Source organism: Paenibacillus sp. USHLN196 (genome assembly GCF_037144955.1).
GTDB classification, from domain to species: Bacteria; Bacillota; Bacilli; order Paenibacillales; family Paenibacillaceae; genus Paenibacillus; species Paenibacillus xylanexedens_C.
Genome location: NZ_JBBCYH010000006.1, coordinates 1 through 26,305 on the forward strand (window position 1 = coordinate 1; position 26,305 = coordinate 26,305).

At 40.9% G+C, this 26,305-nt stretch carries 19 protein-coding genes and 1 rRNA gene; 1 reads left to right on the forward strand and 19 read right to left on the reverse strand.

From position 1 onward, the window contains the following. Nucleotides 1–294: ribosomal RNA gene (locus tag WFI24_RS15865) — 16S ribosomal RNA — on the reverse strand; the annotation flags it as partial. A 710-nt stretch (nucleotides 295–1,004) separates the two neighbouring features. Here WFI24_RS15865 and WFI24_RS15870 point away from each other — a divergent pair. Continuing rightward, a complete protein-coding gene (locus WFI24_RS15870; RefSeq protein WP_336762266.1) occupies nucleotides 1,005–2,378 on the forward strand; it encodes a molybdopterin-dependent oxidoreductase in 1,374 nt (457 codons plus the stop codon). 134 nt (nucleotides 2,379–2,512) lie between these two features. Here the strand turns inward: WFI24_RS15870 and ligA are convergent, their stop codons facing one another. The 18 genes from ligA to WFI24_RS15960 all read right to left on the reverse strand — a co-directional run bounded on the left by ligA (nucleotide 2,513) and on the right by WFI24_RS15960 (nucleotide 26,271). Continuing rightward, nucleotides 2,513–4,528: an NAD-dependent DNA ligase LigA gene (ligA, locus tag WFI24_RS15875; protein WP_336762268.1), complete on the reverse strand. Its 2,016-nt coding sequence runs from the start codon at nucleotides 4,526–4,528 to the stop codon at nucleotides 2,513–2,515. 291 nt (nucleotides 4,529–4,819) lie between these two features. After that, complete coding sequence (gene pcrA / locus WFI24_RS15880) at nucleotides 4,820–7,174, reverse strand: DNA helicase PcrA (protein ID WP_336762271.1); 2,355 nt, start codon at nucleotides 7,172–7,174, stop codon at nucleotides 4,820–4,822. Nucleotides 7,175–7,637: 463 nt separating this feature from the next. Beyond that, the gene (locus WFI24_RS15885; RefSeq protein WP_336762273.1) at nucleotides 7,638–8,333 is read right to left on the reverse strand and encodes a heptaprenylglyceryl phosphate synthase; all 696 of its coding nucleotides are present in this window, start codon (nucleotides 8,331–8,333) and stop codon (nucleotides 7,638–7,640) included. Between the two features lie 115 nt (nucleotides 8,334–8,448). Next, entirely contained in the window at nucleotides 8,449–9,324 is an 876-nt protein-coding gene (locus WFI24_RS15890) for a phosphatidylinositol-specific phospholipase C/glycerophosphodiester phosphodiesterase family protein (RefSeq protein ID WP_336762275.1), read from the reverse strand. Nucleotides 9,325–9,457: 133 nt separating this feature from the next. After that, the gene (locus tag WFI24_RS15895; RefSeq protein ID WP_145324263.1) at nucleotides 9,458–10,858 is read right to left on the reverse strand and encodes an undecaprenyl-phosphate glucose phosphotransferase; all 1,401 of its coding nucleotides are present in this window, start codon (nucleotides 10,856–10,858) and stop codon (nucleotides 9,458–9,460) included. Next, nucleotides 10,855–11,787, reverse strand: a complete 933-nt coding sequence (locus WFI24_RS15900; RefSeq protein ID WP_336762907.1) for a glycosyltransferase family 2 protein — start codon at nucleotides 11,785–11,787, stop codon at nucleotides 10,855–10,857. Before WFI24_RS15900 ends, WFI24_RS15895 begins: the two co-directional genes overlap by 4 nt. 241 nt (nucleotides 11,788–12,028) lie before the next feature. Beyond that, a complete protein-coding gene (locus WFI24_RS15905) occupies nucleotides 12,029–12,973 on the reverse strand; it encodes a glycosyltransferase family 2 protein (protein ID WP_336762277.1) in 945 nt (314 codons plus the stop codon). A gap of 166 nt (nucleotides 12,974–13,139) precedes the next feature. Then, on the reverse strand, nucleotides 13,140–14,021 hold the full coding sequence (rfbD, locus tag WFI24_RS15910) for a dTDP-4-dehydrorhamnose reductase (protein ID WP_336762278.1): 882 nt from the start codon (nucleotides 14,019–14,021) through the stop codon (nucleotides 13,140–13,142). Further along, nucleotides 14,018–15,043, reverse strand: coding sequence for a dTDP-glucose 4,6-dehydratase (gene rfbB / locus WFI24_RS15915; protein WP_336762280.1), 1,026 nt, complete (start codon nucleotides 15,041–15,043; stop codon nucleotides 14,018–14,020). Before rfbB ends, rfbD begins: the two co-directional genes overlap by 4 nt. Nucleotides 15,044–15,061: 18 nt before the next feature. Next, entirely contained in the window at nucleotides 15,062–15,622 is a 561-nt protein-coding gene (rfbC, locus tag WFI24_RS15920) for a dTDP-4-dehydrorhamnose 3,5-epimerase (RefSeq protein WP_336762282.1), read from the reverse strand. A gap of 21 nt (nucleotides 15,623–15,643) precedes the next feature. Next, nucleotides 15,644–16,387, reverse strand: a complete 744-nt coding sequence (locus tag WFI24_RS15925; RefSeq protein WP_336762284.1) for a sugar phosphate nucleotidyltransferase — start codon at nucleotides 16,385–16,387, stop codon at nucleotides 15,644–15,646. A 162-nt stretch (nucleotides 16,388–16,549) separates the two neighbouring features. Continuing rightward, a complete protein-coding gene (locus tag WFI24_RS15930; RefSeq protein ID WP_336762286.1) occupies nucleotides 16,550–17,473 on the reverse strand; it encodes an NAD-dependent epimerase/dehydratase family protein in 924 nt (307 codons plus the stop codon). After that, complete coding sequence (locus tag WFI24_RS15935) at nucleotides 17,470–18,225, reverse strand: hypothetical protein (protein ID WP_336762287.1); 756 nt, start codon at nucleotides 18,223–18,225, stop codon at nucleotides 17,470–17,472. Before WFI24_RS15935 ends, WFI24_RS15930 begins: the two co-directional genes overlap by 4 nt. A gap of 10 nt (nucleotides 18,226–18,235) precedes the next feature. Then, nucleotides 18,236–19,798, reverse strand: a complete 1,563-nt coding sequence (locus WFI24_RS15940; RefSeq protein WP_336762289.1) for a glycosyltransferase family A protein — start codon at nucleotides 19,796–19,798, stop codon at nucleotides 18,236–18,238. Nucleotides 19,799–19,813: 15 nt separating this feature from the next. Further along, nucleotides 19,814–21,865, reverse strand: coding sequence for a glycosyltransferase family 4 protein (locus WFI24_RS15945; RefSeq protein ID WP_336762291.1), 2,052 nt, complete (start codon nucleotides 21,863–21,865; stop codon nucleotides 19,814–19,816). Nucleotides 21,866–21,868: 3 nt separating this feature from the next. Beyond that, a complete protein-coding gene (locus WFI24_RS15950) occupies nucleotides 21,869–24,172 on the reverse strand; it encodes a class I SAM-dependent methyltransferase (RefSeq protein ID WP_336762293.1) in 2,304 nt (767 codons plus the stop codon). Beyond that, nucleotides 24,162–25,460 (reverse strand): ABC transporter ATP-binding protein, encoded by a 1,299-nt coding sequence (locus WFI24_RS15955; protein ID WP_336762295.1) that lies wholly within the window; start codon nucleotides 25,458–25,460, stop codon nucleotides 24,162–24,164. Before WFI24_RS15955 ends, WFI24_RS15950 begins: the two co-directional genes overlap by 11 nt. Beyond that, a complete protein-coding gene (locus WFI24_RS15960; protein ID WP_336762297.1) occupies nucleotides 25,450–26,271 on the reverse strand; it encodes an ABC transporter permease in 822 nt (273 codons plus the stop codon). Before WFI24_RS15960 ends, WFI24_RS15955 begins: the two co-directional genes overlap by 11 nt. Between the last annotated feature and the right edge of the window lie 34 nt (nucleotides 26,272–26,305).

Consider the following 26,305-nt stretch of genomic DNA (forward strand, 5'->3'; position numbering starts at 1 on the left):
CATCGTCGCCTTGGTGAGCCGTTACCTCACCAACTAGCTAATGCGCCGCAGGCCCATCCCCAAGTGACAGATTGCTCCGTCTTTCCAGTTCTCTTCAGGCGAAGAAAACAACTATTCGGTATTAGCTACCGTTTCCGGTAGTTGTCCCAAACTTGAGGGCAGGTTGCCTACGTGTTACTCACCCGTCCGCCGCTAACCATCAGAGAAGCAAGCTTCTCTTCAAGTCCGCTCGACTTGCATGTATTAGGCATGCCGCCAGCGTTCGTCCTGAGCCAGGATCAAACTCTCCAATAAAGTATTGAAAAGAGCGATAAGCTCATTTTGAATCTGACGATTCATTGTGAATCAAAAGTTACTATCCATTTGTTCAGTTTTCAAGGAACTTGTATGTCCGTTTATGTTGATGTTTGTCAACCGGACAAGGAATTTATCATATCATGTTAACCAACTTACTGTCAACAATTTGTTTTCGTCATCTTTCAAATGATTATGACAATCATTCGTTTGAGGCGACAAGAAATAATATATCACGTTGTGATTTATTTAGCAAGCATTTTTAATCAACCTTATGAAATCTTAAAAATCTTTATTAGTGGTGTGTTGTCTCCAACCTGTATTCGACAGATTAACACATTCTCTGAACCAATGATGGGCTACCCTTAAAGTGTATTACATATAATAGAAATAAATCTTTTCTATAATACTGCCTTCTATAGCCATAAGGAATTAAGGATCTAGATAAGGTTTAGCTAGAGTCCCGATCAGGATAACGATCCTTACCCTCCTCTTCGTTTGATGAAAGTGATCCAAAAACTCTATAATAAGGTATATAGCTATAGGGAAGGGATCAGCAATCGGATGTCTTCTTCATATGGTAAGACTATGAACAACCGTTAACCATCTCGTATGAACCTTTACTTCGCTAACACGCACTCCAATCACAGTTGGCTATTACATATCAAAGATTAGAATTAACTCATTATTCCTACTTGGGGTGATCGCGCTTGAAAGAATGGTTAAAGAATGTACGCAAAGGTTACGGCAAAAAATTGGTTTCCATCCACGCTTGGAATGCCTGGATCGTTGTGATCCTTGCAATCACGGGGCTTATGCTGGTTGGTGGCTTTTGGCGCGAGATACTCGGAATTGGACGTGTCTGGCTAAAATGGCTACATATCGTCGTTGGGCTAGCTATGCTTGCTCCCGTAATATATTACTTGATTTTGGCCGGAAAGCACTGGAAACAACTTCGTAACAGACCATGGCAGAGGGTAAATACTATAGTCGTTCTCGCCCTGTTGGTGGGATGGCTCCTCTCGGGTATTGTATTATGGCAGTTCAAGCTGGCTGGACCACGTTGGTCAAATGCTGCACTTCTGATCCATGACCTGCTAACTTGGGTAGGCTTGCCTTATATTATTTACCACTCCATCACTCGAACCAAATGGTTAAAGGATACTGCACGTCGTGCAGTGAAAACCAATACAACTTCAACACGAGCTCAAAATCAAGCCGATCCATCTGTCTCAACATCGGAAGAAAGCGAAACTACCGCTGCTATAACTTCTTCCCAGTTTGATCGCAATTCCGAGAGAGATTCCCTCAAACCAGAAGAGCGACCTCAACCGGTGTATACACGACGAGCTTTCATCCGCTCTGCTGTGGGGGTTGGTCTCGCCGTGACTCTTGGCCCTACTTTTATATCCTGGGTAGGACGAAATCTCAAAATCGATAATAGTATTGATAGCATGCTGGAGAACGATCCTAACCGTATGGTTCCTCTGCCACAACCGCTGTCTGCCTCTTCACCTCCCATCGGAGGCGGGGCTGAAGGTCATTTCCGCGTATATACAGTTACGCCTATACCATCCTTCTCCAATGCTAATTGGCTTTTCCGAATCGATGGGCTGGTTGAACGGGCACAGGTATGGAACTGGGAACAATTTGTGAAGCTGGCGCGTACCGTACAGGTTAGTGATTTCCACTGTGTTACGGGATGGTCTGTGTATAAAAATACGTGGGAGGGCATTTCTCTTGCACAGCTTTTGAAACATGCCGGAGTAAAGCCGGAAGCTCATAGTGTAAAATTTTATTCCGGTGATGGTGTGTATACGGATGCCATTACGATGGATCAAGCGCAGATGGAGGATATTATGGTCGCTGTCATGCATGATGGCAAACCTATCCCTGCTGATCTTGGTGGTCCGGTACGGCTCGTCATTCCTCAGATGTATGCCTATAAATCGGTAAAATGGTTAAATCGCATTGAACTCATCGACAGTGAACATATCGGTTACTGGGAAGAACGTGGATATGACAAGGATGCATGGCTTACAGGCGCATCTCAGCGCATCCCTAACAACATTAGTGGATCCTGATCAGTTAAGATTGGAGACTGTGCACTCGTTTTAAAAACAATCTAGATAAATAGCAAAAGCCCCCGATCACATATCGTGTCTTCGGGGGCTTTTTTCTTTTTCCTCATTATGAACTTTCTGATTACACTTTAACCCTAGGGATTCAAAAGACGTACCAGTTCGTCCTCATCCTCAATCGTAGGAATGCCAAGATCATGGGCTTTGGTTAGTTTACTACCTGCCTTCTCTCCGGCAATAACCAAATCTGTCTTTTTCGACACACTGCCAGTCACCTTCGCTCCGAGCGCTTCCAGTCTTTGCGTCGCCTCTTCCCGCGTCAATTGATGCAGCGTTCCGGTCAAGACGACCGTTTTACCACTGAAGAAGGAATCTTCCACAACAGCAACGGCTGGTGCCTCAGGTGCCTGAGCTTTCACACCCAAGTTGAGCATTTTCTCAATCGCAGCCTGTGTAAACGGATCTGCAAAAAAGTTTACGATGCTCTCAGCCACGATACCACCCACGTCGGGTAATTCAACCAGCTCTTCCACGGTTGCATTCATAATGGCGTGCAGATCTCGATAATGATCAGCGAGCATGCGCGTGGTGGACTTACCTGTGTTCGGAATACCAAGTGAGTATAAGAAGGAAGCCAGATCACGATCCTTACTGAGTTCCAGCGCAGCGATAAGGTTGTTCGCTTTCTTTTCCCCAAACCGCTCCAGCTTCACTAGATCATCAAACTGTAACGTATACAGGTCGGCAGGCTCACGTACGTTCAATTCATCATACAACTGAATCGCCGTTTTCTCACTGAACGTCTCGATGTCCATGGCATCACGGGAAGCAAAATGGGAAATTCGTGCCACCGTTTGCGGTTTACACGCAAGTCTATTGTTACAGAATAGATGCGCTCCGCGTTGCTCCAGCGGGAATCCACATGCCGGACACTGCTCAGGGAAGACGATCTCCCCGCCATCACTCTCCTCAGTCACTTTACCCAGAATCTCAGGAATGACGTCATTGGAGCGACGGATAAAGACCCGTGTGCCCAGAGCGAACTTCAGATTTTTGCGCTCAATATCGCCGACATTGTTAAGAGTACAGTTCTGCACCGTTACCCCGGCAAGTTCAACCGGTTCTACCCGTGCCAGCGGAGTCACTTTGCCGGTACGACCTACATTCCATACTACAGCGTTAAGAACCGTCGTGGTCTCTTCTGCCTCGAATTTATATGCCACCGCCCAGCGAGGGAACTTATCGGTATAACCCAGCACCTCGCGGGTGCGCATGTCCGTAATTTTGATAACAGCACCATCGATCAGATAGTCCAGTTGACCCCGGTTCTCCTGAATGGCGGCCAGTTGCTCCATTACATCATCAAACTCATGGAAATACGTGATGGATGGATTCACTTTGAAGCGGTTCTCACGCAGGAAATCCATCATCTGCTGATGATTGGCAAACTGAATGTCATCCGAATAACCTACATTATAAAAATAAGCATTCAACCGACGTTCAGCCGTCGCCTTCGGATTCAGGTTACGAAGCGCTCCTGCTGCAGCATTACGCGCATTCTTGAGCGGCTCTGCCGCCGTCTCATTGTATCGGTCCAGAACAGACAGATTCATGATGCCTTCACCCTGTACTTCAATTGTACCGCTAGTGTAAGGAATTTTGAGCGGAACGGATCGGATCGTTCTCACCTGTGCCAAGATCCCTTCGCCCACCGTACCGTTACCACGCGTAGAGGCTTGTACCAACTCACCGTTGGTGTAGGTCAGGTTCAACGTCAATCCATCAAACTTCAACTCAATGACATAACCTGGTTCCGGTAAAGGCGTATCGGGATTTTTACTGTTATAATCATTAATCAGTTTCAGTACACGGGTATTCCAGCTCCGAAGCTGCTCAATATTCTGTGCTTTGTCCAGACTCCATAAGGAAGATAAGTGGCGATGCGGGGTAAACCCCTTGAGCAGTTCGCCACCCACACGCTGTGTTGGAGAATCAGGCAGAACCATGCCGCTTTCCTGTTCCAGCGTAACCAGTTCGTCGTACAGAAGGTCATACTCCTTATCGCTGATCTGTGGCTGATCCATCGTGTAGTACTGATAATTATGCTGATTCAGCTCGGTAACGAGTTGCTCCATCCGGTGCATCGGGTCCATACAGGGCCATCCCTCCGTTAATTTGATCATATATGTAGAACGAACACTCCTATTGCACTTGAACTCGGAGAACAGAATAACTTTCCATCGTTGGTATCACTACATAATTTCAATGAATGAATATCCACACTAACACTCCGGTAACAGAATAACTTTCCGATCGCTGTTATCCCCAGATTTCTTTTAATTCATTTTAGAAGGTAGAAATCCGTGGATAAAGGCGAACGCTTTGCTTCTTCAAGTTATTTCTGTTCTCTCTGTTATCGTGCAAAAGGAAGTTTCGTCCAAAAATTATTCTACTTTGGTAATTGGGGCAAAACCGGCAAGCAGACGTTTCACGCCAACCGGAGCTGGGAATGCAATCTGCAGCTCGGTATCATTCCCTGTACCTTTGACCGCAACAATCGTGCCTGTTCCCCATTTGCCATGCTGCACTTTATCTCCTGCCTTAAACCCTGCTTCACCATTAGAAGCTACAGGCTTGGAAGCAGATGATGGCGTAGCATATGTTGGGCGGGAGACACTTGTAGTCACACGCGAAGTTGGCGTGGATGAAGTAGCAGATGAACCGCTCTTGCTTTGGTGATCGAACAGCTTGGTGCCACCACCAAAGTTACTCCCCCCACTGGAACCCAGTCCACGTCCACCATACGAGCCGCCTCCGCTACTGCCGCGGCGGTAACGATCACGAGCCATCGAGGTGTCTTCCTTCAGCTCATCCGGAATTTCATCCAAGAAGCGGGAAGGCGGGTTCGCCGTTGTACGTCCAAACAACGTCCGCATCTGGGCACAAGACAGGAAGAGTTGCTCTTCCGCACGGGTGATCCCTACATAAGCAAGTCGGCGTTCTTCTTCCAATTCTTCATTGTCCATAAAGGCACGGCTATGCGGGAAGACCCCTTCTTCCATACCCACGATAAAGACAACCGGGAACTCCAGACCTTTGGCGCTGTGCATGGTCATCAAGGTAACAGCGTCGCTCTGATCCTCTTCATCATCGTTCATACTATCGATGTCAGCAATCAATGCAAGATCGGTTAGGAACGATACGAGCGTTTTGTCTTCATTATTTTTCTCAAATTCCATGGTTACTGACAGGAACTCATCAATGTTCTCCAGCCGTGCACGAGATTCGAGTGTGTTTTCATTTTGCATCTCAAGACGGTATTGACTCATCTCAAGAATTTTCTCGGTCAGTTCAGTCACAGACAGATACTCTACCATCTGATGCAACGCAGCGATCATGTCATAGAACTCCACCAGCGCATTCCGCGTACGGCCTGCAAATCCAAGATCGTCCACAACCTGAAGTACTCGGTAAATGGAAATCCCACGCTCTCCTGCCGCAGCCGCGAGCTTCGCTACCGTTGTATCACCGATACTACGCTTAGGAACATTAATGATCCGGGTGAGACTGATGTCATCGTCTGGATTGGATAAGAGGCGCAGATACGCCAGAATGTCCTTGATCTCTTTACGATCATAGAACTTGATGCCGCCGACAATCTGATACGGAATATCAGACTTGATCAGAATTTCCTCTATAACCCGGGACTGGGCGTTGGTACGGTACAAAATAGCATGGTTCTGATAGGATTTGCCGTTCTTCACATTTTTACTAATCTCGGAAGTAACAAAATACCCCTCATCATGTTCGGAATCCGCACGGTACACCTTGATTTTCGAACCACCCTCTTTGTCCGTCCACAGTTTCTTCGGTTTACGCCCCGTATTCAGGCCGATCACTTCATTCGCTGCATTCAGGATATTGGAAGTAGAGCGATAGTTCTGCTCCAGCAAAATCGTATTTGCTTCAGGGTAATCTTTCTCAAAGTTCAGGATATTGCTGATATCCGCCCCGCGCCAGCGATAGATCGACTGGTCGCTATCCCCTACAACGCAGATACGGTGGTGACTGTCAGCAAGCATGCGGCACAGCATGTACTGTGCACGGTTCGTATCCTGGTATTCATCAACGTGAATGTACTGGAATTTCTTTTGGTAAAAGTCGAGGACCTCAGGCACTTCCTTGAACAGTTGAATGGTCTGCATAATGAGATCATCGAAATCAAGCGAGTTGTTGGCTCTTAACCGTTTCTGGTACATCTTATATACCTTCGCCACAATACCCTCGAAATAGTCTCCCGACTGCTTCTCATATTGTTCCGGACTGATTAGTTCATTCTTCGCCGTACTCATCATGGATTGAACTGCCTTAGGTTCAAACTTCTTCGTATCAATATTCTGGTCTTTCATACAGCTGCGAATAACAGATAGTTGGTCCGATGAGTCCAAAATGCTGAAGTTGGAGGTAAAACCAATACGTTCAATGTCACGGCGCAAAATACGTACGCACATGGAGTGGAACGTGGATACCCAAATGTCGCGGCCCTGAGATCCACCTACGAGTTGGGATACCCGGTCTTGCATCTCACGGGCGGCTTTGTTCGTAAATGTAATCGCTAAAATGCCCCACGGGGGTGCCTTCCTTGTTGCGATAAGGTAGGCAATCCGGTGTGTCAGCACCCGGGTCTTGCCGGAGCCCGCTCCGGCCATAATCAGCAGCGGGCCATCCGTCGCCTCGACGGCTTGCCGTTGAGGAGTGTTAAGTCGTGCAACGGCATCATGTATATTTACAGGTTGCATGCATGCATGCTCCTTTCGTTGGTTGGTTGGTCGGTATAACTGATCTATCCATTACACTTGGACTTCGATTGCAGCAACATCTTCCGATCGTCGTTATCCCCAGATTTTTTGATCCCCTTTATCAAAGGGAAAATCCGGTGATAAATACGAACACTTCGTTTCTTCAGATTGCTTCTGCTCTCTCCGTTTTTGTGTAAACATAGTTCCTGTATACGAACCTCTTAGTAAAAGGTGAAAATCCGGTAATAAAGGCGAACGCTCCGCTTCTCCAGCTTATTTCTGTCCTCTTCGTTCTCGTGTAAAAATTAGTTTAGCTTATATTTAAAGGTAGTAAAAATACAAGAGAGAACACTTCGTTTCTGTGTAAACCTAACTCTTGTATACGAATTGCTTAATTAATAAGGGCAAAGTTCTATTTTAACAGATCATAAGGGGAAAATGGGGGATTGGTAAACTAAACCGATTAAACGGTTCCTTTCACGGCCAACACCGTCTCAAGTGCCTTATTCAAATCGCTGTACACAATGTTACCTACCACGACGGTATCTGCCACCTGGGCAGCTTGCGAGGCTTTCTCCGGATCATCAATTCCGCCACCATAGATAAGATGTGCCCGATCCAGTTGTCTGTGCGTCTCACCAACAAGCTCCATATCTCCGAACGTTCCACTGTACTCCATATATACAATGGGAAGATTGAGCAAGCGTTCTGCAGCCTGGGCATATGCCACGGCAGCCCCTGTCGTCAGTTCGGTATCCGCACCAGTCAACCGCGCTACCGTGGAGTTCGCATTAAGCACAATATAACCCTCGGCAATAAGCAGATCCCATGGGATGAGATAACCGTAACGCTCTATGGCCTGCTGGTGGTGTCCAATCATCCATTTGCTATCCGTTGCATTCAGGACCATCGGGATCAGATATCCGTCGAACCCGGGCACCACGGCCTCCAGATCAGATACTTCAAGCACACAGGGCAACTCATAGCGACGCACGCGGGACATCAGGTCTACCGTGTTATCATAGGTAATTCCGGAAGATCCGCCGACGATAATCGCATCGGTCCCCGACATGCAGACCAGATCGAGTTCTTCATCCGTAATTTCCCGGTCCGGGTCAAGCTTAAATACATGTCTCCACTGCTTAATCATGTCTATCAACGAACATTCCTCCAGAGGTTCTTCTGCATCCTAGAAAGCTTGTAAACTAAGTCTAAGTCAGCAGACAGTGAGTGTCAATGTTCGTATAAAAAGGGGAACAGAAAAATATGAATTTTTACGGTTTCCAAGCAAAACGTGTATTCATCGCATCCAACTCCTGCTCCGTCAGCACGTCTGAGTATACCCCGTACACGCCCCACTTCTCATAGTTAGCCACTTGTTCAGTGTCATTAATGGTATGCACGTAGGTGACTGAGCCCGCACTATTCAGCTTGGCTACGAAATTCTGGTTTACTTTATATTCCGGCATGGTTACGGCATCAATATCATTTTTTTGCACAAAATCAACAACCTGAGCTTCTGTATCCTGTGTTGCATATAACGTATAGATAATGGAAGGGAATGCATAGACTTCTTTTACCGTATCAAGCATCGGTTCGTTATAGATCTGTACCACCACCCGATCCAGCACGGAGGGATCATGTTCTTTGGCTGCATCCACCAGGGACTGTAACACCTTCTGAATGTCCTCGTCCTTCTGTTCCTTGGTGTCGGTTACGATATACATATCCGGGTACTGAGCCAGTACATCTATAATGCCATCGGCATCCATAGGCTGATACATGCCCAAGATTGGCGTATCCATGAATTCATCATGTGTCAGCGCCCCGGCCTGTTTATCCTCCGGAAGCTCTTCGTCTTGTCCTAGCATTTTGCTCATATTAGCAGTCCATTCATGTCTGGCTACGGCTTTGCGATCCGAGGTCAGCATAAAGTCAATTTCAAATACACGTGTGCCTTTCTCATAATTGGCAATCATCGCTTCATAGGCGTTGGTATATGGTTGATCACGAATGCTGCCCATTGCATGGGCTATTAATCTATAAGCGGTAAATCCGTCCCGTTGTTCTTCACTCTGGCTTTCATAGGCAAAAAAGAGTGTACCTACGGTAACGATTAATAATGTTAAAGCGGCGGCAATGCGTTTCATATAGCATTCACATCCTCAGTACCTTTTTGATAGCTAACTACCCGAATTGAGGAGGTGCAAAACAAAATAGCCGCCCGGAGGCGGCTGTTAAATGGTGGGATGAAAGATTGTAAATCAATACCGTCAGGTAATCCTAATATGCATTCTTGAGACCATTTCGAATGGTTTCCCATATGATTTTGATATCGAATAATAAAGACCAGTTTTCAATATAAAAGATATCTTGTTCAATTCGATCCTCGATTGAGGTATCTCCTCGTAATCCCTTGCTCTGTGCCAATCCTGTGATTCCTGGGCGGACATGGTGTTTGATCATATATTTCGGTATTTCATCTCGGAATTGATTCACGTAGTAAGGACGTTCTGGCCTAGGGCCAACTACACTCATATGACCAAGTAAAACGTTGAAAAATTGAGGTAACTCATCTAGACTTGTGCGTCTAATAAAAGTGCCAAAAGCCGTTCGTCGCGGATCATTCTTGGTGGACCACCCTGTGTCCATTGTGCCCTCAGGAATGACTTTCATCGAGCGGAATTTGAACATCATGAAGTTGCGTCGGTTAAGTCCTACTCGCTCTTGTTTGAAGATGACAGGCCCAGAAGAAGTAAGTCGTACTCCTACCGCGACAACGAGCATTACCGGAGAAGTTAAGAGGATCGCAGTGAGAGAGAAAAGAATATCGAAAGTTCTCTTCATCAATCGGTTCACCGCAATATCCAGTGGAATGTCGCGAACGTTAATCATGGGCATACCCGCAAAGTTATCGAAATGTGGCCGTGCTGGCAAGTAATCAAAGAAATCAGGAATGATTAGAGTTCGAACTCCTGCCTTCTCACACACATTGATAATATGCGAATACTTATCGTGAGCATCCAGAGGTAATGCCAGAATGACTTCATCTACAAGGTGCGTAGACAAGAACTCTTCCAGTTCGTCGATTCGTCCAAGGATAGGTTTGTATCTTTTCTGTTCACTCTGATCCCAGTGGCGATAATCATCCAGGAATCCAGTCACTTCATATCCAAGTTCAGGATAATTTCTAAGGTTGTCATAGAAACGCTTGCCCAGTGATCCAGCACCAAGGATGAGCACAAACTGACGGTTGAAGCCTTTTTTGCGCAAGCGTTTCAGTTGCACTTTCACTATATAACGATAAAACAGTGTGAAAGATACATTGCCAATCATATACATGGCGAGATATGCACGTGAGATATTTACTTCCTTGAAAAAAAACATCAGGCTCAGCAGCATGAAGAAGGCTATGCCATGAGATTGGAGGATTCTCCAAAGTTCGTCTACAAATCGTTTTTTTCGCTTGGCTATATACAGAGAGGACATCAGTCCTGTAATGATAGCAAGAGCTGCGTAAACCAAGCTCCACATCATATATTTCTCTATAGGTAGTGGATTTTGGTTCGTTAACAGGTCACTCTCAAATTTCAGCCACCAGGCCAACAAAAATGAAAGCTGGATTACGCCAAAATCAGCCGCAATATACAATTGGGTTAGAAATCGTTGATTACGCCGAATCATGGGTTCACCTCGGAAGATGCTTCATTCTCCGCTCTCATGCGGGTTGCAGTCTGCCCTTGTCGAGAAGGAAGGGACAATTTGCTGCGCAGCAGGGACAAAGTAAATTTGAGCGAGATGCCCACCCACACAGCTGTATTCGTGAGTAGATTGTACTTCTTCGCGTAGTGTTTGCGGTGGAACACCCACATCGCTCTATGAAACTCATACGTTATTTTCAAAGGTTTACGACGAGCACTACCACCCTTGTAGTGCACAATATATGTACGCGGATAATAAAAAATGCCCCATCCCGCCTCTTTGATGCGATAACACCAGTCAATATCTTCTCCATACATAAAGAATGTTTCATCCAATCCGCCAACCTGGTCAATCGTCTCACGCCGCACTAGGATGAACGCACCGACAAGACAGTCCACTGGATATTCATCATCCGGGCTGAGATGTCCTAATTGGTACTGATTGAACTTCGGCCGATCCGGGAACATGCGAGAAATACCAAATGCATAATAAAATGATGCCGATGGCGTAGGGAATCCCCTTTTGCACGCTTTATCAAGCGAGCCATCAGGAAGGATTACCTTGCAGCCGGATGCGCCCATCTCAGGATGGCGGTCCATGAACGCGACCATGGTATGAAGGGTATCCGGCTGTACGACCGTGTCCGAATTGAGCAGCAAAATATAGCGCGCTTTGGTTGCCTTCATGCCTTGATTGTTCGCTTTAGCAAACCCTGTATTGTTACTGTTAGCAATAAGTTGGACTTGAGGATATGCCTCCCGGATCGCTTGCACAGAATCGTCTCGTGAAGCGTTATCTATTACAATAACTTCATAGCTGTAAGACGTAATGGAAGCATAGACAGATTCCAGGCAATCCAGCGTCAGCTGACGAGTATTATAGTTAACAATGATGATGCTGGCGTCGACCATTTGAGATGATTCTGTTGATTGTAAACCGTCCGTCTGGGCGGCTTCTGATACTTGGGTCATTTGTAAGACTCCTGACTTGTCGTGCTTTATAGGATAAATTCAGCCTGAATGAATAAAATGTATTTGATGTAATAAACTCAGCATACCATTTGGCGTGGGACATGGCTTCAACTATCTATCGTGAGTATAGCATATTCTGTCTGGCTGAGTGGGACGCGTAAGCAAGAATGAGCATAAAGAATTATTCGTGAGGATTACTCTTCAGACGGATCATATTCCTTTTATGTCGAAGTTCTCTTCTTTCGCTCCACAACGTCTTCCATGCACCTAATACCCTTGGCTCTCTCAATAAAAAATATGCATGACTTGCAAGTTCATAGGGAATCATCTTAAAAAAGCTTTTACAGATACCTTGAATAGAATCATTCTTAATGATCATTTTGTATCTGTTAATGTACGAAGCCCTCCGAATAAACAGCGGCTGCTGACTCCTTCCTCCTTTTTTCCAGCCACGTTCATGATAGGCTATTGCATCAGAATCATAGTGAGCTTTCCACCCCAACAACTGCCCCCTCCAAGCCACATCCACATCTTCTTTATAGGCAAAAAAACTGCTATCAAAAAACTCCTCTTCGATACTGATATGGTTAATGAATTTACGAGAATACAAAGCAGCCGCTCCGGAAACACCAAATACCTCACCCGAATTTCGCCATAACTCCGCTGGCTCTCCAGCACCACGATCGAATGCTCTTCTGGATGCGTTCAAAACAAGCCCCGTACTGTCACAGATCTTTGGGTCAGATTTTAACAATAGCTTTCCAGTAGCACTTCCGATACTATTCTTAGATTCCATCGTGAGTATAATCTGCTTAATGTAATTGGGGTCTAAAGTTACATCTGGATTTAATATCAGTGCGTAATTGCTCGTCGTATGTTGGATAGCAAGATTATGTGCTGGTGCGAATCCTATATTTTGTTCTTGAGTAATCAACTTAATGGGGACAGGAGATGTTTCCTGAAAACTTCTAATCTTGTCCAAAGTCCCATCGACAGATGCATTATCGACAATGACCACGGTCTCTATAGGATAGGTCTGCCTTTGAACGGCCCTCAAGCATTCTTCAATGTCCGTACTGCTGTTATATGTAACAATATGCACACTAACGGTCGGTTCATTCATCATTAATAAACTCCTTAATCCAGATCAAAATCAATTTATATATTTCATGTCATTTGGTAAGATTATTATATCGCACAATATCCTATCTTTGCTCATTATACTAAAAAATCCTCCATCCTGCGGTTCAGGATTAGAGGACTTAATAAAGTATTATAAGTTGAATCAAAACTCATTCATGTTCAGAGTGGCTCTCTACCAATTCCCTAATGAATGCACGCAGTCCTTCCCGCCAAGGCCTAAGGTCATTTAAACTATTGGTACGGATCGACGAATGCTCCATCACCGAGTTTCGTGGTCGCGGGGCAGGACGGGGAAACTGATCTGTAGCACAAGGATCAACTTCAGCTTGAATATGGAAACCGGGGAATAACCGAGACTCTTCAAAGATCGCTTGAGTGAATTCATACCATGTACATGCCCCACTGTTGGAAGCGTGGTAGATACCGTATTTTTCAGTACTCATTAATTCAAGCAAAAAATGGGCCAAATCAACCGTATACGTAGGCGATCCCTTCTGGTCGTGTACAACTTGAAGCTTGGGTTTCTCCTGACCAAGTTTCAACATGGTTTTGACAAAATTATTACCGTAAACGCCATACACCCACGAAGTACGGACAATAAACCATCGGGAGGATAATGATTGTACCAGCACCTCTCCCGCACGCTTGGACTTTCCGTAGACGCTCTGGGGGTTGGTGTTATCATATTCCTGGTAAGGTACGTCGGAGGTACCGTCGAATACATAATCCGTACTGATATAGATGAGCTTTGCTCCAGTCTGCTCAGCAGCTACCGCAATATTTCGGGTCCCTGTGGCATTGACTTGATATGCTCCGGCTACATCCGTCTCGGCGGCATCCACCGCGGTATAAGCCGCACAATGGATGACCACCTCTGGATGATATGTCGATACAACATTATTGCATTCAAGCTGATTCGTAATGTCCAATTCATCGCGGGCACAAGCCAGAACGGAATGCCCCTCTTTTTCCAAAAGAAGCACCACATCGCATCCCAGCTGTCCGTTGGCTCCAGTCACAAGGACCTTCATGCCTTGGTGTCTCCCAAACGAGAACCGTATTGCTTCTCATAGTAATCCTGATAGGCGCCCGATTGGATACGCGTCCACCATTCCTTATTATCGAGATACCACTGGATTGTTTCCTTGATTCCTGTTTCAAAGTTATGCTTGGGCTTCCAGCCGAGTTCTTTCATCGTTTTGGTTGGGTCGATACCATATCTGCGATCATGTCCAGGTCGATCCTGCACATACGTGATCAAAGAATCCGGCTTGGCGAGTTGCTCCAGAATGGTTCTCACGATGTGCACGTTAGTTCGCTCGTTATTGCCACCAATATTGTACACCTCGCCATTGCGTCCCTGATGAATAACAAGATCGATGGCACTGCAGTGATCCTCTACATACAGCCAATCCCGAATATTCAGCCCGTCTCCGTACACAGGCAGAGCCTCATCCGCCAGAGCACGCGAGATCATTAGTGGAATGAGTTTCTCCGGGAACTGGAAAGGTCCGTAGTTGTTGGAACAGCGCGTAATATTTACAGGAAGACCAAAGGTCTCGTGATAAGCACGTACCAATAAATCTCCTCCTGCCTTGGAGGCAGAGTACGGGCTATTAGGCTGAAGTGGCGTCTCTTCCGTAAATAACCCTATAGGTCCGAGAGAACCGTACACCTCATCAGTTGAGATTTGGACAAACTTAGTGATATTGTGTTTTTTGGCAGCATCCAGTAATACCTGAGTGCCATTGACGTTCGTTCTCACAAACACATCCGGTTCCAGGATACTCCGATCCACATGAGATTCTGCTGCAAAGTTAACTACCACATCCACACCTTGACCGATCAGGTGATCCATCTCCTTGGTATCAGTGATATCTGCTTTGACGAAGGTATGCCGCTTGTTGCCTACAAGTGATTTCAAATTTTCCAGATTACCCGCATATGTGAGTGCATCCACGTTGATGATCTCATAGTCCGGGTATTGCTCAAGCATATACATGACAAAGTTACTTCCAATAAATCCGGCGCCGCCGGTAACAAGCAGTTTCATATCGTCGGAACCTCCTAATTACTTCACTTCGAAATTGAAGTTAATCTCCGCATCTTGAAGCAAAGGATGCTTCTGATCTTTATCTGACAAGATCGGATTAGATGTAGGCCAATCAATTCCAAGTGCCGGGTCACTCCATAATATGCCACGGTCGTTCTCCGGGGAATAGTATTCGTCCACTTTGTACAAGACCTGGGTGTTTGGTACCAGCGTACAAAACCCATGAGCAAATCCTCTGGGGACCAGTAACTGACGGTGGTTATGTTCACTCAAGATAAAGCCCTCCCACTGTCCGAAGGTTGGTGAGCCTTGACGAATGTCCAAGATGACATCGTAGATTACGCCGGAAATAACACGGATCAACTTGGTCTGAGCTTTGGGATTAAGTTGATAGTGCAACCCGCGCAACACGCCGGGCTGGGCAGATAAGGATTGGTTATCTTGATTAAACTTGTAGTTTATTCCTTGTTGATTCATGAGTTGCTCGTTGTAACTTTCCATAAAAAAACCCCGAGGATCTCCATGAATTACCGGCTCGAGTAAACAGGCATCCTTCAGCTGTAAAGGAGTAATTATCATGTAATTGTCATCCTTTCCCCTCTATAACTTGAGCTGTCCAAATTCCCTGTCGAACAAAATCTCCCTGCTTAACTCATTGGCACGAGCCAACGAAGCATGAGTACCCGCATCTGTCCACCAGCCCTCAAGGATATCGTAAGTCAGCACTCCTTGTTTAATATATGCATTATTTACATCCGTGATTTCCAATTCGCCTCGATCTGACGGTCTCAAAGTTCTAATAATATCAAAAACATGATGATCGAACATATATATGCCTGTAACAGCGTAACTGCTCTTAGGGTGTTGTGGCTTTTCTTCAATGGAAATAATCTTTTCCCCTTCTAATTCGGGAACTCCAAAGCGTGAAGGATCAGGAACATACTGAATCAGAATTTTGGCGCCCGCCTGTTGTTCGCGGAAATTGTCTACAAAAGCTGTAATGTCATCGGCAAACACGTTGTCTCCCAAAATGACAACGAGCTGATCATCACCAACAAATTGCTCAGCTAATCCAAGAGCTTGAGCAATTCCACCAGCTTCATCTTGAACACGGTATGTGAATGAAACGCCCATCTCATTTCCACTCCCAAGCAGATTAACTACTTCGCCCATATGCTCCTTTCCTGTTATCACCATGATGTCAGTGAGACCAGCTAGCTTTAATTTATATATAGGATGAAAAATCATTGGATATTTGCCAACTGGAAGCAAATGTTTATTTGTTACCTTAGTTAAAGGAAAAAGGCGGGATCCTGTCCCGCCTGCAAGAATAATGCCTTTCATAAGAAAACTCCTTTATAATAAAGTACCCTTTCTAGTAGCAAAGCTATAATATAAAAATTATAAGAATGGAAGGAAATTTAGGTGGTTTCGTTTCTCTCCTTCATTTTTGATACCTATAAATAATAAAATTGAACTGCAGTTTTAAACTTTTTTCCGAATTATTTAAAATAATTCGGAAAAGGTTCTCGAATTTAAGGAAATATCATTTATCCCCTCTGCGATTGTGTAGCGAGGTTCCCAACCTAAACTTCTAATTTTATTGTTATCTAAATAACTATGGGCGACATCTCCAATTCTTAAACCGGAGTAATTTGGATATACATCCCAATTAAAATGTTCTCGTATAGCAGAAAAAAGTCCATTCACTGAAACCTCGTTACCAGTGCTAACATTGTATACTTCATTTTCTCCATTATGTAACATTAATAGGTTAGCAGTTACAATGTCTTTTATATATATGAAATCCCTTGTTTGATTTCCATCTCCATAGATCGTTGGACATTCTTTCTTGAAATACTTATCTAGAAAAATGGAAACGACCCCACCCTCGCCATTTGCATCTTGTCTATCACCATATACATTAGCATATCTTAATATTGAAAATGAAATATGTTTTTGACTACAAAAAACTCTAATATATTGTTCAGGAGTATACTTAGAAATCCCATAAAATGAAACCGGATTAATAGGATGCTCTTCATTGATAGGTAAAAATTCAGGATTCCCGTATACAGCAGCTGATGAAGGGTAAATTATTTTTTTCACGCCGGCGTTATAACAATATTCGAGTAGTTTAATAGTACCCATAATATTAGTTTCAGCATCAAAATAAGGTTCAGACATAGAATTAGCAACACTCACTTGTGCGGCATGGTGGTAGACAACATCCGGTTTAAAATTAATGATCAACTCTTCTGACTCTTTAGAACTGTAGTCCAGTTTGTAAAATTGAGCTTTATTGTTGAAATTCTTCATTTTTCCAGTGGATAAATTATCGATCACCATAACGTTATGCTCATTTTCAATTAATTTATCTACAATATGAGAGCCTATAAAACCACAACCACCGGTAACTATTATATTCAAAATGATCCACCATCTTTTTTAATGTTTTTTTCAATACGAGAAAGTAATAAGTAAAGCAAATTACTAGCAATTAAAAAGAAAACTACAATTACAAGTATATCAAAAAGAGTGTTGTTGCTATCTTCTAGTCTTTTAATATCATATTCTAAAGTATTGGAATTCTTAGTATATAAGTCTAGCACATGAACTTGCTCTCCACTATCCACTTTTACGGACCCAGACCACGCATGTTGACCAAAAATAAGAATAATATTATCTTTAAATTGGATCGAAATTTCTTGTATACTTTCTTGCTCTCCACTAAAAAACAATGCGTCGTCTTTTAGTACCCAGCCTTCATTAATATCAAGTTCTTTATTCATCATCCTCTGCCCGTCAATAATAATCTCATTAAGCCATATTTCATTTCCTCCAGATTGAGGATTACTTTTTACAGGACTTAGTACAATGTTAGAATTCTGGAACGGAGTAATCCAATGAGCTGGAATTGCTCCAAACAAGAAAATGCTCACTATCAAACATAAGGAAATCTTTATTATGAATAACTTCAGCTTATCTTTCTTTATGTTTAACAAAGTTTTACTCAACAAATAAGCATAGGCTACGAAACAAACTACAAATAAATAAACACTGATAAATAAAAGATCAATCTTATTCATATTATTAACTGGAATATATAAATTAGAATAAACATAAGCTATTATGACACTTATAAAGAGAGCTACTAGCCAAGTTATTAATTTCCCTTTCATTTCAAACCCCTTACTTAAATAGACGATTCATTTTTAATTTAAAAAACCACTTAATCATAAATCGACCTTTATTAGAATTCATCAATCTAAGTAGTTCATATTTAGTCTTATTATCTGTACTATAAGAATCCGGTGATCCGTGAGTAACATTAGGATAATCTATCGCAGGATTATTCCATAAATACCCGGGTCCATTGACATAAGTTAGATTAAATATTTCTTGTCCATATTGTTTATACAAGGATGAATGAAGATGACTTATTTTGATAAAAAGTTCATTTACAATTTCTCTATTGAACTGCCTTGACATAGAATCACTTCTGATCCGATAGAAGACCAAAGGTTCTGGAATACTAACCCCGATACATCCATTCTCTAGTAAACTTATCCATGATTCGTGATCTTCCATTCCTTTATCCATAATAGGCTTGTTTACTCCGTATTCCAGAAAATCACTTGTCCTTATAACTGGGAATGCACTGAGCATGTTAGTTAGTAAAAGTAATGGGAACTCGGCATCAAATGTAACCCATATACTGTTTTTCATTCCGAAAAATTGAACCCAGGAATAAACAAAAGAAACATTTTCGTAATTATCCAGTACTCGAATACACTTTTCATAATACAAGGGATCAACTAAATCATCCGCATCTAAAAATGAAATAAATCTCCCTTTTGCTACTCTTGCTCCAACATTTCGAGCATTAGACAGACCTTGATTTTCAATATTGATTATTGATATATCATTCATTGTATTTTTTATTAACTCTAGAGCACCTATACTTTCCTCATTGTCGCTTCCATCATTAACAATGATGATCTCAATATTACGATATGTGCTATTATTTATACTCTGAATTGTTTCTAACAGTAGGGATCCCATGTTATAAAAAGGGACTATAACCGACAAGAGATCCTCCTCTGTTACACTAGGTTCATAGTTGATCTGTTTTTGAATTTTATGGTCTGAAGGATATAAACTTTTATTCAAAGATAATTTTGTTTCCAGCCAATCCGTCATATAAGAAAAATTGATGCTATCTTCTTTTAGAAGAAGAACTTTCTGATGTTTATCAAGTAATTCATATATATTTTCATTCCAAGTTATTACTCCATGTCCAGAAATAACAGAAGATTCATTTCTTCTATAGATCCAGTAATCAGGAAATTTATAGTTAACGCCGACATGAATTGGTAAATTTTTCTCTTGGATTAAAACAATTAATACATTGCTTAAATGATCATTTTTACAAAGAGCGTTTTGAATAAGAAAATGACCAATAGCTAAGTTACCATTGTTTATCAACAAACATATCTTATTTCTCTTTTCAGTATCTAATTCACATTCTGAAATAACTCTATTTGCTAAATTCAATGCATTCGCAAAGGCATCATTTAAATTGATTCCTTCCACAGTCTCACTATTATATCTAATCACCTTAATAGTTTCCTGCCACTTCTTTAACTCCTGCATTTCAGGCAAAAAAACTTTAGTTACCTTTAACTTTAACCAATCATTGAAAATCTCTGGCAATTTAGGACTTAACTTATCTTCAACATACCACAACTCCACGTAGACACCACCAGTTTAAAATCGCTTTTTCAATTGTCTATGAAGGAGATTAAGAAGCAAGGACAAATACTTCCCCTTAACCCCTTTCATTTCATCAATTCTATGCTTTAGTTTATGATAGTTTTTTCTCATGAAGTAGTACTGCTGCTTTTGATGAACAGGCTTTGATTTTAATATGAAATCCTGTTTCAAGAGAAACGGATATAAAACATACGGATTCCACTCATATGATCCTGAATTACGATGAGTAGTAAAAATATAACTACCATCATGCACGCGAATATTAACATGCTTACCGATAGTAATATAATCTCTGGGCAATATATACCCCTTTTGTCCCAATATTTTTTTTTCTCCAAGTTCTCTGAATCTTATATCGTAAATGTCTCTAACTGTGTTCTTGTTCCCATCCATTTTAATTACAGCTCGGGTTAATACGGTATGATCCCAATAAGTATTAGGTTCCAACAGAGAATACTGATTGTAATGTTCTCTATTTGTGAACTGAGCACCTACATACTTTAATTCAGGAGTCATTGTTAAAACTTTAATTGATTCAGTTAAATATCTAGGATCAATCACATCATCTGAGTAACAAACAAGAACGAACTCTGATATCTCTAGCAAATTATCGGTAGTACCATCAATTTTACGTGCATACCTTATCTGTCCAAGAAAATGTATCGGAGTTCCAGGTGCCTCTGCAAATAAAATATAACTTTTGTTTTTGTGTATAATTGGTTCTTCAAGAAGTGTTTTGTGATTATGGTCTAGTTCTTGACCATCTGAAATGACTATTAAGGAACATAAAGAATGGCTAGTCTCTAACAATTTTGGCTGTTGAAAGCTACTTCCTTCTAATATATTATTGTTTACTATTTTAGAATAACTTTCGATAAAAATTCCGTTATCAATCACATCATAGGGATTGCTAATTTGTAATCTTAAATTTTCATTATCAAAAAGCTTCATCATTTCACTGAGCAGGCCACTGGAAGTCCCACTGTACACCAATGAATTTTTTTCATGTCTAAAATAGTCTTTAAAAGCAGGAATTTCATTACAAATGATAGGAACACCCAAATTATAAATTTCGTGAATACTATAACAAAACGACTCGACATAGTTAGGAAACACAGAAAATCTAACAGTCTTCAGTAGGCTTTCTAATTGTTCATGATCTAAATGACCCGGAAAAACAAATCGGTGTCTCAATTTTTCAGGTATTCTCTCAAGGAGTTCAGTTTTGTAAGGTAAATTATTTGAGTTCAAACCATCATAACCGACTAAATAGAAACGACTTTCTGACTCAGGCCTCAGACTCATAAAGGAAACGGCCGCATCAATAAACATATCTACGCCCTTCAATTGAAATATCCTTCCATAGAAAAGAACGTCATTTTGTTGTTCCGTTATTACATAAGATACATCATTCCATTTCTTCACTGGCGGGGGGGAAACTACAATCCTATTTCGATCAGCTCCATATCTTGTTGTGTATATATCTCCCCAAGCTTTAGATGGAACAAGTACAAAATCAGCATCCTGAATAGCCTCTTTTTCCATCTGATACATTTGCAACTTATTTATATCAAAACTATTTGGAACTTGCTCAATATCCATTAAATCAATCGTACAATGCGCTCTCACACCTAGTTGAACTTCAGAAAATTCATCTTCATACTTTTTTGCTTTTACAGTAAAGTAACCAATTCCAACATAATCAAAAAATTCCACATAGTTCAAACTTTCAAACTTGGCTAGTTTTTGAATCCCCTTATAAAACCTGTGACTTTTTTCTAAGAAAATATTAGAATAATTAATTAGCTTACAATCACTTATCCATTCTGACAGACAAATCACTCTCAAATTCCCGTGATTAGGTAGCTTGGGTTGATCCCTTTCTTTAAAAAGATCGCATTCATGATTTGGCATATCGAGTAATAAAATTACTTTATTTCTATAATTTTTAAGAATCTCTTCAATTGCATTATACAGAAAGACCCCACAGCCGCCTGCATTAATAGGATACAACTCGTAAGAAGTGAATACAAAGGTCTTTGACATGACTCATTTCCCTTCAAGAAAACTTAAAACACTTGTTTCTGAAACTAACTCATTTTCTTTTTTCCATTTGTTATAAAGTTCAATAATCAGTTTTCTATTTTCCAATGCAAGTATTGCTTTCTTAGAAATCTCTACGGGATCATCCGGTTTCATTACAACCAAAAATTCTTCCAGAGGGTTACCAGTAAAATAATGATGGTTAGGTCCCGTCAAACAAGGTACTCCTCGATTTAAACTTTCTAATGGCAGGAGAGGGGCACACTCGGAAAAAGTAACATAGAAGTTAATATCATTTGATTCAATTTTATCAAAAAGTTCTTCTCTAGAGAGTTGTTTTTCACTTCCTTCAAACTTTACTTTAAGTTGTTGGGCAAAATGTTTCATTCTGCTATTATAAGGCACCGCATTAACGGTTACTCTATCCAATAAACTCGCTGCGGCTATTTGTGTAAATGCATTTTTATTCCAAGTACTACCTGATGCATAAATACCAACTTTGATTTCATCTCCAAATTTATAAGATTTAGATACTACATTTGGAGACAAATCACCTTTCACATCGTTTTTAATAAAATAACTTGAATAACCTGCATTTTCATAGAGTATTTTCATACTTTCTTTGGCAAATCCCCATGAATCAATAATTCCATCATTACAAAGTTGGATGATCTCTTGATATCTGCTCCAGGAATAATCTTCATACATGTGAGTAGTATTACCATGCCAATAAATCTTTATAGAAATATCTGGTTCTATCTTTTTTATAACTTTAGCCAGATCAAAATATCCCACAGCGAATCCACTAAAAATAATCGCTTTGGGTTTACGGCTTGCTATAAGTTGCCCAATATTTAAGATATTACTGGGTTCATAAAGTTCCTTTAAAGGTATCACATATGAGAACAACTCTTTTGTCGAATTGGTGACCCCTAGCCATTCAGGCTGGTGTATGGCTACGCTAGATCCTTCTGGAATTTCCATTAACAAGTCGAAAAGCCATCCATTTTTTTTACTATCCTCTTTATCAAGGAAAACATTTCGAGCTTCATTATTTGAATAATCCACTTCTTTACTATTTAAATGCTTTCTATTTCGGTAAGATCGAATAGCATTAAGAATCTTTCTAGCAGGCTTAGCAAACGTATATAAATAATGCATTCCTCTTATTTTTGATATTACCCTCCACGCTAATGAAGATTCGATTTCATATATCTTAGTTTCTAAAAATATTTTATGCGACATAAGCTGATCAATTTCTTGTTGTTTAATTGCAAGAGTATTTTCTTGTAATTGACTAGCTTGAATTAGATTATGATATAAACTATTTAACTTGGAGTTTTCATACTTCTGTTCTTCTAATTGTTGGAGTCTATCCTGTATATCATTTCGTAGTCTTTCATTAATGTTTTCTTGTTCTTTTATTTGTTGCAATTTATCTATTATATTAAGTCGTAGACTTTCACTAATGCTTTCCTGTTCTTTTAATTTTTGTTCATTTATCGATTTCTCGCTCAGAAAACTAACTATTTGATCTTTCATAATTCTTTCATTTTCTATTCTTTCTGCTAATTCTTTAGTTCTCCAACCTATTTCTCCTTCAAATTCCGCAATAGTTGGTCTTACTTTGCTATCCATTAGATGGAGTCTCGAAAACATAACGCTGTTTTCAAAATCATCCTTACTCCATTCTCCAGAAATATTGGTATAATATACATCCTGCTCAGAGGCAACTTTTTCAAAAATATCGCAAGATAATCCTAGCTCTTTATAATCATTTATAATGGATTGCTGCCAACAACCGTTATGGTCCATAAATTTCAATTCAGAATGTTCCACAAAATTATTTTCGAAATGAATAATCCCATGTTTCGATACTCTGCTCAATTCTTTAAGTATATCTTTTAAGTCAGAAGGGTCTATGTGAATAAGTACAGAAACTGTGTATACAAAATCGAAAAAGCCATCTGGATAAGGTAATTTTGAACGCGGCTCAATAAGAGTGACGTTCTCGATCAACTTTGGTTTATGGGCTAATCTATCTTTCAAACTTTTTAGCATTGTGGAGCTCTGATCTACACCATAGACTTCCAATTCAGGTATATCACTCAAATACTCGATATGCCTTCCGAACCCAACACCAAATTCCATTACTTTACTTTTTTTAGGCAACTTCGAAAAAATATGAGATAGAATAACCTCCTGAATTCCATAAAGCGGCTGTAAAGATCTTCTTCGGTCCACCTCATCTCCCCAAGCCAAACCATTTTCTTGCCACCAAACCTCGTTCTCATGCACTTTATTTTCCATTGCTATCTCCTTCTAATTGTATCTTGATTGGTAGGTGCACCTTATAATGAACTGGCCGTTCGAGTTTCCTTATAACTTCAAAGGCAGCAGCTCCATCAATTTGCTCATATAAAAATACATCAGAGTAGTCAGGGTTTGTGACCTTGTTTACTGCAACCGATATTGAGTAACTTCCTTGGCGTAGCCAAACAGGAAACTTAAAATATATACTTTTCTTCACTCCTTTTCCCAACAAAACCAACGGTACCTTCTCATCAAACATGGTAGTTCCAAATAAGTCCACACCCGTAATGTCCCGTACTAAAAATGACACATTAATATTATCTAAATTTTCTTGTGAATGTATTTCACATAATAAAGTAGCCTCTTCACCAAATTCGTAAGCCTTAACTATTTTTTGTTTTGAATTGATCATTTGAACATTACTAAAAGAGACCAGACCTGAACCATACTTAAAACCTCCAGAAGTCGGTTTGCTTTCAAGCTCAGTACCTGTTTTTATTTCTTTAGATTCATAAGGAACATCTAAGGCATATTGATTCATTTCATCACGGATCATTGCCAGATAGTGATTAGTTATCAACTCCGATGTCCCCGTTGCAATTAGATTGCCCTGTGATAATAGTATTGCCGAATTACACATTGATTTGATCGCATCAACAGAGTGACTTACAAAGAGTAGACTAACACCTTTCTCTTTCAATTGACGCATCTTTGATACACACTTTGCTTGAAATGCAGCGTCCCCTACTGCTAAAATTTCATCGATAATAAGTATATCAGGTTCCATATTTATGGCTACAGAAAATGCCAGCCTAGCAAACATACCACTAGAATAGGTTTTTACCGGCTGATCAATATGTTCCCCAATATCGGCAAATTTCTCGATTTCGGAAAACTTCTTCTCAATAGATGCTCTGTTGATCCCAAACATCGATGCATTTAAATAGACATTTTCTCGCCCCGTAAATTCAGGATTAAATCCTGAACCTAGTTCAAGCAAAGCAACTACTTTCCCATAAATGTCTACATTTCCAAAGGTCGGAGTCACTGTACCGGCAATAATTTGTAGCAAAGTAGATTTACCAGAACCATTCTTGCCAACAATACCGACTGTGTCACCTTTCTTCACCTCAAGACTCACTTCTTTTAATGCTGAGAATGTTTGGTGCCTTCCTTCTGATGTGTTCTTTCTGAACAAGTCTTTCAATCGATCTGCTGGCGTAGCATACATCTTATATATTTTCGAAACACTATTTACTCTAATTGCTATGTTATCAGATGACATCTGCAAATCCCCTTCTCAAATAACGAAAAATGATGAGCCCTATTATGAAAAAAACAAACGCCCAAAAAACAGATATAAAATACTCATAAAGTGAGAACATCTGGCCATTTACAAATACATCCCTAAATTGCTCAATTATAGGGGCTATAGGGTTAAATAAGACAAAGAACTTAAAATTTTCAGGCAAATTATCTGTAGAATAAAAAATCGGTGACATATAAAAAAGAATATTCACTACCAGTCCTACGACATACACCAAATCCTTTAAGTAAATTCCAAAAGCAGAGACTAACAACGATATCCCTAGAGAAAAAAATGTAATGGGTATAATGAGTAGTGGAATTAAAACAAGTGTCCAATTAGGAGTGTCTAGAAAAAATACCTTGCCTAATGTAAGAAGGCAGACTGAAAAAAAACTATTAAAAACAGTTGAAAGCACTATACTAAAAGGTAGAATCTCAACAGGGATAACAACTTTTTTAATGTAATTAGCACTTTGATTCAGTATGCTGACAGAACGGTTTACAGATTCCGAAAATATTTGAAATGGTATTAGACCGGCAAATATCATCATAGTGTATAGCATCCTGCTATTATTAGTTTCTAGTGCCCCCCATTTTAATTTAAAAACTGCTACAAATATAAACGTATAGACTGCTAGCATCAGGAGTGGCGATAATAGTGCCCAAATAACTCCAAGTGTAGAGCCCTTATAACGTTGTTGGAAATCTCTCTTAGTAAGTTCAAGGAGTAAACCTCTACCTTTATATAAATTCAAGTAGTATTGTCTGATTTTATAATAATAATTCATAAATTAATATCGCCTTTCCTCATAAACTGTAGTT

Bases quoted from the DNA above. Each gene is read 5' to 3' on its own strand.
- WFI24_RS15955 (WP_336762295.1), bottom strand. From the start codon at position 25,460: ATGTCATCTGATAACATAGCAATTAGAGTAAATAGTGTTTCGAAAATA.
- WFI24_RS15905 (WP_336762277.1), bottom strand. From the start codon at position 12,973: ATGATGAATGAACCGACCGTTAGTGTGCATATTGTTACATATAACAGC.
- WFI24_RS15950 (WP_336762293.1), bottom strand. From the start codon at position 24,172: ATGGAAAATAAAGTGCATGAGAACGAGGTTTGGTGGCAAGAAAATGGT.
- WFI24_RS15900 (WP_336762907.1), bottom strand. From the start codon at position 11,787: ATGGTCGACGCCAGCATCATCATTGTTAACTATAATACTCGTCAGCTG.
- rfbB (WP_336762280.1), bottom strand. From the start codon at position 15,043: ATGAAACTGCTTGTTACCGGCGGCGCCGGATTTATTGGAAGTAACTTT.
- WFI24_RS15945 (WP_336762291.1), bottom strand. From the start codon at position 21,865: ATGTCAAAGACCTTTGTATTCACTTCTTACGAGTTGTATCCTATTAAT.
- rfbD (WP_336762278.1), bottom strand. From the start codon at position 14,021: ATGAAGGTCCTTGTGACTGGAGCCAACGGACAGCTGGGATGCGATGTG.
- WFI24_RS15960 (WP_336762297.1), bottom strand. From the start codon at position 26,271: ATGAATTATTATTATAAAATCAGACAATACTACTTGAATTTATATAAA.
- WFI24_RS15925 (WP_336762284.1), bottom strand. From the start codon at position 16,387: ATGAAAGGCATTATTCTTGCAGGCGGGACAGGATCCCGCCTTTTTCCT.
- ligA (WP_336762268.1), bottom strand. From the start codon at position 4,528: ATGGACCCGATGCACCGGATGGAGCAACTCGTTACCGAGCTGAATCAG.
- WFI24_RS15895 (WP_145324263.1), bottom strand. From the start codon at position 10,858: ATGATTCGGCGTAATCAACGATTTCTAACCCAATTGTATATTGCGGCT.
- WFI24_RS15890 (WP_336762275.1), bottom strand. From the start codon at position 9,324: ATGAAACGCATTGCCGCCGCTTTAACATTATTAATCGTTACCGTAGGT.
- WFI24_RS15935 (WP_336762287.1), bottom strand. From the start codon at position 18,225: ATGAAAGGGAAATTAATAACTTGGCTAGTAGCTCTCTTTATAAGTGTC.
- rfbC (WP_336762282.1), bottom strand. From the start codon at position 15,622: ATGATAATTACTCCTTTACAGCTGAAGGATGCCTGTTTACTCGAGCCG.
- pcrA (WP_336762271.1), bottom strand. From the start codon at position 7,174: ATGCAACCTGTAAATATACATGATGCCGTTGCACGACTTAACACTCCT.